The organism is Phyllobacterium sp. (genome assembly GCF_037994425.1).
Taxonomy (GTDB): Bacteria; Pseudomonadota; Alphaproteobacteria; order Rhizobiales; family Rhizobiaceae; genus Phyllobacterium.
The window spans coordinates 1-6,063 of record NZ_JBBNAM010000264.1 but is presented as its reverse complement, the minus strand read 5'-3'; the positions used below and the strand labels follow the sequence as shown (position 1 = coordinate 6,063).

Below are 6,063 nucleotides of genomic sequence, written 5' to 3'. Positions count from 1 at the left end.
CTTTCCCGGCAGATCGAGGCTATTCAAGGTCATAAACGGATCCGGTTCTTTGCAGCGGCATAAAGGCGCAGCACTGTTGTCGGCCCTATATAGGTGAATTGGCCGTGTCTGCCAACAGGAAGTGCGGGAAGACTTTTTCTCGATCAAAGTTTTCTGAAGGGCAAAGCGGTCGCCTCCATCTGCCGACGGATGAAAGGTCAGGTCTCGATCTTCCCTGCAACTTCGATCTTTGGATTTCGGAATCCCATGGCGACCCACGCCCAAAAGAGCTTTGCGTAGAAGGACACTGTATGGCTTTTCAGATTGGGGATATTATCCGGCAGGTGGGAGATATCGGCCAGATCTCCGGTCATGGTTCGCATCTCGGCACTCGGCCGCGCTTCGTCCGGCCAGAGGTGCAGATAGATACTCAGCCAGTGCGCCCCCTTCATTTCGAGGAACATCGGCGTATTGCAGCAGGTCGCGACGACACGGCGCGAGCCTGCGCCCTCTGACAGCCGGAATTCGCGCAGGTGCTCCGCGCCGGACAGAACCCGAACACGATCCTTGCGGTATTCCGCACTCGGCGTCGCGCCATAGGATGTGAGAATGTTCTTTGCGTGGGGTAAGATTGCCAGCCGGTCAGCGGCGTTCCGGCAGCTGTCGCAGAGGCATTCGGACACAAGGATCGGTGCGCCATGCACCTCAAGGCTTGTCCGTCCACAGGCGCATCCGATTTTCATGTGGTTCATTTTGTATCATCCTCCTATGTGAAACAGATGCCGGATGTACCGGTCGAGGTGATCCATGCTTTCTCGCGCAAGCTCGGGATTATCGCCAGCCTTGGCCAGGACGAACCCGCCCTGGATGACCGCCTGCATGTGTCGCGCGAGGCTCTCTGGAGTCCAATCGTCCGTGATGCCACGCTCCTGTCGCGCGTCCGCGATGTCGGCCTCGAGTGTGGCCGCGTGGCCGAAGATGCTGCGGCCGCAGGCATCGCGAATGTCCGGGGCGCTCGTGTAGACCTCCTGCGCCATGGTTCCCACGAGACAGGTGAATTCCGCGAGGTCGCCAGCGATGATCGCCTTGCGAAAGGCAACATAGGCGAGAACACGATCCAGAGGGTCGACCGGATCGTGATAAGGCGCTGCCTCGAAAAAGCCCGTCGTCGTCTCGGCCCAGAAGTCGGCCGCCGCGACCCCCAAGGCGTCCTTGCTCGCGAAGTGATGGAAGAACGCACCCTTGGTGACATCGGCTGCCCTGCAGAGATCGTCGACCGTTGTGGCGGCGAAGCCTTTCGCGCGGACTATGTCTTGCGCCGCTTCGAGAAGACGGGTTCGTGCGCTGCCGCGTTCTGGCGAATGTAATGTTGGTCTCGACATGAGCAAAACATACCATATGGTCGGTATGTGTCAATGAGGCGGACCGACTTGGCTTTTGCCATGATGAGTCGAGCGTGCGATCCCAACAAATCTGCGATCGTGGTTTGAGCCCGGCACCCAATATTCGGAGTCAGGCAAAAGTTTAATGAAATGCGTACCGATCCATTAACCGAGGTTACCAGACAATGACTCGGCGTTTAGGCAATTATTAAAGCCCTCTATGTAATGTCTGCTGCGATAGGTCTTGAAGTTTAGTGTAGAGAGTACAATGACCGATCTTGTTCGACCGAGAGTAAAATATGTAATCGGCCCGGATGGCAGTCCGCTGACCATCGCCGATCTTCCACCCGCAAATACGCGGCGTTGGGTTATTCGCCGCAAGGCTGAGGTGGTTGCCGCTGTGCGCGGTGGTCTTCTTAGTCTTGAGGAAGCATGCCAGCGCTACACATTGACGGTGGAGGAGTTCCTGTCCTGGCAGTCCTCGATCTCCGATCATGGGCTGGCTGGTCTTCGAACGACCCGGATACAGCAATATCGTCATTAGATGATGGTGCAAGACTGATTGGGAAAGGCTGGTCGCAAGGCCAGCCTTTTTCCATTGGCTTCGAAACCAGGGTGCTTGCCCAACTATCCGCCTGCTTTTCCTTGACGACGATAAGGTGGGTTGCGATGGCTGAAAGAATTGCGGACGCGGTGAAGAACCACAGGCCCGGTTGCGCGATTGCGGTGGCAAGCCCGCTTGTCTTTGCACCGAAGATCACCAGAGCGACCAGCAATACGTCCAGCATCGACCACTTCGACAGGTAGCTGATCCACCGGTGCAGAACATGGGCGGCGGCTGGTACTTGAACTGCCGCCAATTGTGCGACAGCCAGCTTTGTGACTGGAAGAATTACCGAAAAGAACCCGACGACAGACGCCAGCAACCAGTCGCCGCCTACCCAGAGCGATCGAATTATGCCGAGGAGCGAAGGATTCTCGTCGAAGAAGTACAGCCTGCTGACATTCATCAACGGCATTGTCATCCCCAGCGCAAGCGAGAACGTGGCTATGAAGAGGAAGATGGGAATGAACGATCTTGTCGACATGCTGATCCCGAACCAATGTTAGGGTCCAGACCCTAATCTTGCATATGCATGCGAAACCCAAAGGCGGCCGTCAAGCATGGCGACGACAAGACACACCAGATCACATTCGGTTGTAGCCGATTGCCCTTCCCATGGCTGATCTCCATAGTTAGGGTAAACAGTGCCGACCAATTACTGGCGGTAAGCAAGAATATTTGAATTCTTGATGGTTTGATCGACACAGAACATTGGATTGATGCACCTTATGCGTACAAAATTCGGATTGCTGTTTGTTTTGCTGGCCTTTGTGTCCTCGGCACAAGCGCTGGAGGCCGGCTCCCCGCCCGTCCTCGCTCCCGAAGAGCAGCAGGCCAAGGCCGCGCATTTGAGTGCGCAGGTACTGACGTACTACCACTACAAGAAGGTGCCGTTGAACGACGCCTTGTCTGCCAAAATCATCGACCGGTACATAGAACTACTCGATCCGGAACGCGTCTTTTTCCTTCAGTCCGATATTGATCAATTCATGATCAACAGGGACAAAATCGATGATGCCATCTTTAACGACGATCTGAGCATTCCGTTTGATATCTTCAACGTGTACGAGCAGCGCTACGTAGAGCGTCTTACATACGCACGTGAACTGCTGAAGCAGGGTTTCGATTTCAGTCAGAAGGAAGAGTACACCCTCATCCGCGAGAGGGCGCCTTGGCCGAAAACAGTAGCAGAGAGCCAGGACCTATGGCGCAAGCGTGTGAAAAACGATTGGCTGCTTCTGAAACTGGCGGGCACGCCCGAGGCGACAATACGCGAAACGCTTGGTAAGCGGTATGGAAACTCTCTCGCCAGAGCCTACAAGTACAAGAGTGACGATGTCTTTCAGACGTTCATGACCGCTTACACGAACTCGATAGAACCGCATACCGACTATCTGGGCGTAGCGGCGGCATCGGATTTCGACATTTCGATGAAACTGTCACTCGTCGGTATCGGCGCCGTACTGCAGGAGCGCGACGAATACACGACCATACGCGAACTGGTACCGGGCGGACCGGCCCAGCTGTCTGGCCAGCTAACGGTCGGGGACAGAATTGTCGGCGTTGCTCAGGGCAAGGACGGCACGCTGGTTGACGTTGTCGGCACCCGCGTCAACGAAGTCGTAAAACTGATACGTGGAGAGAAGGATACCGTCGTACGGCTCGATATCTTGCCATCCGATGCGGGACCTGACGGCAAGCATCGCCTGGTCACCCTGGTGCGAGATAACATCAGCCTGGATAAGCAGGCGGCCAAAAAAAGCGTCCAGATTGTCAAGGACGGCGATATCTCGCGCAAGATCGGCGTGATCTCGTTGCCCACATTCTATGAAGATTTCGATGCGCGGCGGCGCGGCGACAAGGACTACCGGAGCGCCAGCCGCGATGTCGCCAAGCTTCTGGCAGAACTGGAAAAAGAAAATGTCGATGGCGTCGTTATCGATCTACGCAACAATGGCGGAGGTTCCTTGCCACAAGCAATCGAACTGACCGGCTTTTTCGTAGGCAAGGGACCAGTTCTGCAGCAGCGCAACGGCGATGGCGAGATCAGCGTAAACGGCAACAAGCGCGCAACGGCTCTCTGGACGGGTCCGCTTGCGGTGCTCATCAATCGTGGTTCCGCCTCGGCCTCTGAGATTTTCGCCGCCGCAATACAAGATTACGGCCGCGGCGTCATCATTGGCGAACCGAGTTTCGGCAAGGGGACCGTTCAAACAGTCGTCGATCTGGACGAGGAAGCACGCAACGCAAAGCCGGAATTCGGCGAACTCAAAATGACTGTCGCACAGTTCTTCCGCATCAATGGCGGCACCACCCAGCTTCGCGGTGTGACGCCGGATATCGTCTTGCCGGGATTCTCCGACGAGGAGAAACTGGGGGAGTCGAGCTACGACAACGCGCTGCCGTGGCTGCAGATCAAGCCTGCGAAGTTCAAAGCCCTCGGTGACATCAAAGCGGTTCTGCCGGAGCTACAGAGACGCCACGACGCCCGCGCCACAGCGGACAAGGATTTCAAGGATCTCGTTGAAGACGTCAGTGAGCTCGATAACCTGCGCAAAAAGCAAGTTATCTCACTCAACGAATCCCAAAGGCGGGCTGAGAGGGAGCGCCAAATCAACCGACTGAAGGCGCGTGAAGCAGCAGACGGCAAGGGTTCCGTATCACAGGCCGATCTTGTGTTTCAGGAAGACGGACTGCAGGCCAACGAGCGCAGCTTGAGCGCAGATATAGCGAGTGAGAAGGCCCTGAAGGACGCAAAAGACGTTCTCCTGGATGAGACGGTGCATATACTCAGCGACGCATCCGATCTGGTCAAAGTCAAGTCGGCAAAGAACAATTGATCGACACTGGTGATTGGTGCCAGGCGGAGAGAGCTGGCGGTAGAAATAGCAAGTGGTGCAGCAATGGTAGCTCAGATCAGTATCGATAAGCAGGAAACGGGTAGCGGCGGACGCTATGTGGCCGTGGTATCGGGACACGAGGCCGAGATGGCGTTTTCACGCGCCAGCCCGCATCTGATCATCATCGACCATACGTCAGTGCCGGACGCGTTGCGGGGGCAGGGCGTCGGCCAGGCGCTTGCACTTCATGCGGTCGAGGATGCGCGGGCCGGTGGCTGGAAAATCATCCCGCTTTGCCCCTTCATGCGGGCACAATCGCTGCGTCACGAGGAGTGGGCGGACGTCGTCCAGCAGAGATGAGGCGCTTTGGGAATTGATTGTCCGCGGGAGCTGATTTCTCAAAAAAGCTTCGCCGCCTATCCGATCATTGCCCGCTTGTCTGTAACAGGAATCTCGTCAATGTCGCGCGGCTTGCCGTCGCGCTGTTCGAGCGCTTCCGCCTTGGCGAGCTCGGCCTCCGATTCGGCAAGGGCAGCTTCCGCTTCGTCCTTTTGCGCCTTCAGGTCGCGGATCGAATCGAACAGGTTATCACGGCGCTGGCGGGCAGCCTTGGCAAACGTCGGATAGGCAAAGTGCGTCGTGTCGGTAATGCCGGCCTTCTTCTCTTCTGAAAGGATCTGAGCGTCCAGTTCAGCGGCCATGCGTTCGAATTCACCCATCATCAGGTCGAGCTGCCCGAGTTGGCGGCGCTTTTCCTTGACCTGAAAGAGTTTCAGCCGGACCAAACCTTCATGCGACTTCATACTCACTACCCCCTCAACGCCACACAACAAGGCCGGTACGCGAATGCCGCCAAATCGAGGCAGCTGATCATCCAGCCGGTATGCCACCCGAATCACTTCGGGAAAATGAAACAAAAACTTAAAGGCGGCCCCGTCTGGTAACCATTCCTTTACGTTCAGCATTAATCATACGCCTTAAGACTTAAAGCTCGGTAAATCGAAACCTCAAGTTTTTAGGCAGAGATTTTTATTGAGTCGAATGAATCGCTTGTACCTTGAACCTGAAGCATCATGTGATGGTTTTTGGTGGGTGAGTTGACCTTATGAATCAATGCAGTGCCTGCGATCCCTAAATTAAGAGTCGAGGGCACTTGCAAAGCGGAATCAGATTTTGTTAACCATTCGGTGGCAATCTTAACGTTATGGAAACGGCTTGTTTCGCGACCTGGCTTCGGGATTGCACGGCAACCCATTTC

Annotated in this window: 7 protein-coding genes and 1 pseudogene; 3 read left to right on the top strand and 5 right to left on the bottom strand. The window is 55.7% G+C overall.

Annotated features, from left to right (window positions below; genetic code table 11):
* Nucleotides 1-197: 197 nt before the first annotated feature.
* Together AAAB35_RS18195 and AAAB35_RS18190 are read right to left on the bottom strand one after the other, a co-directional pair.
* Nucleotides 198-731, bottom strand: a complete 534-nt coding sequence (locus tag AAAB35_RS18195) for a DUF6151 family protein (protein WP_340669686.1) — start codon at nucleotides 729-731, stop codon at nucleotides 198-200.
* Between the two features lie 6 nt (nucleotides 732-737).
* On the bottom strand, nucleotides 738-1,361 hold the full coding sequence (locus AAAB35_RS18190) for a TetR/AcrR family transcriptional regulator (RefSeq protein WP_340669685.1): 624 nt from the start codon (nucleotides 1,359-1,361) through the stop codon (nucleotides 738-740).
* A gap of 268 nt (nucleotides 1,362-1,629) precedes the next feature.
* Between AAAB35_RS18190 and AAAB35_RS18185 the strand changes: the two genes are divergently transcribed.
* Complete coding sequence (locus AAAB35_RS18185; RefSeq protein WP_081816000.1) at nucleotides 1,630-1,905, top strand: DUF1153 domain-containing protein; 276 nt, start codon at nucleotides 1,630-1,632, stop codon at nucleotides 1,903-1,905.
* Between the two features lie 175 nt (nucleotides 1,906-2,080).
* Here AAAB35_RS18185 and AAAB35_RS18180 read toward each other — a convergent pair.
* Nucleotides 2,081-2,371, bottom strand: a pseudogene (locus tag AAAB35_RS18180) (paraquat-inducible protein A); the annotation flags it as partial.
* 322 nt (nucleotides 2,372-2,693) lie between these two features.
* Here AAAB35_RS18180 and AAAB35_RS18175 point away from each other — a divergent pair.
* Nucleotides 2,694-4,805 (top strand): carboxy terminal-processing peptidase, encoded by a 2,112-nt coding sequence (locus tag AAAB35_RS18175; protein WP_340669684.1) that lies wholly within the window; start codon nucleotides 2,694-2,696, stop codon nucleotides 4,803-4,805.
* 63 nt (nucleotides 4,806-4,868) lie between these two features.
* Nucleotides 4,869-5,165 (top strand): GNAT family N-acetyltransferase, encoded by a 297-nt coding sequence (locus AAAB35_RS18170; RefSeq protein ID WP_340669683.1) that lies wholly within the window; start codon nucleotides 4,869-4,871, stop codon nucleotides 5,163-5,165.
* A gap of 56 nt (nucleotides 5,166-5,221) precedes the next feature.
* Here AAAB35_RS18170 and AAAB35_RS18165 read toward each other — a convergent pair whose 3' ends face one another.
* On the bottom strand, nucleotides 5,222-5,608 hold the full coding sequence (locus AAAB35_RS18165; protein ID WP_340669682.1) for a flagellar export protein FliJ: 387 nt from the start codon (nucleotides 5,606-5,608) through the stop codon (nucleotides 5,222-5,224).
* A 212-nt stretch (nucleotides 5,609-5,820) separates the two neighbouring features.
* The coding region (locus AAAB35_RS18160; RefSeq protein ID WP_340669681.1) for a hypothetical protein at nucleotides 5,821-6,063 on the bottom strand (243 nt) is incomplete at its 5' end.

Excerpts from the sequence above, each read along its gene's own strand:
- AAAB35_RS18175 (WP_340669684.1), top strand. The coding sequence starts at position 2,694 with ATGCGTACAAAATTCGGATTGCTGTTTGTTTTGCTGGCCTTTGTGTCC.
- AAAB35_RS18195 (WP_340669686.1), bottom strand. The coding sequence starts at position 731 with ATGAACCACATGAAAATCGGATGCGCCTGTGGACGGACAAGCCTTGAG.
- AAAB35_RS18165 (WP_340669682.1), bottom strand. The coding sequence starts at position 5,608 with ATGAAGTCGCATGAAGGTTTGGTCCGGCTGAAACTCTTTCAGGTCAAG.
- AAAB35_RS18170 (WP_340669683.1), top strand. The coding sequence starts at position 4,869 with ATGGTAGCTCAGATCAGTATCGATAAGCAGGAAACGGGTAGCGGCGGA.
- AAAB35_RS18190 (WP_340669685.1), bottom strand. The coding sequence starts at position 1,361 with ATGTCGAGACCAACATTACATTCGCCAGAACGCGGCAGCGCACGAACC.
- AAAB35_RS18185 (WP_081816000.1), top strand. The coding sequence starts at position 1,630 with ATGACCGATCTTGTTCGACCGAGAGTAAAATATGTAATCGGCCCGGAT.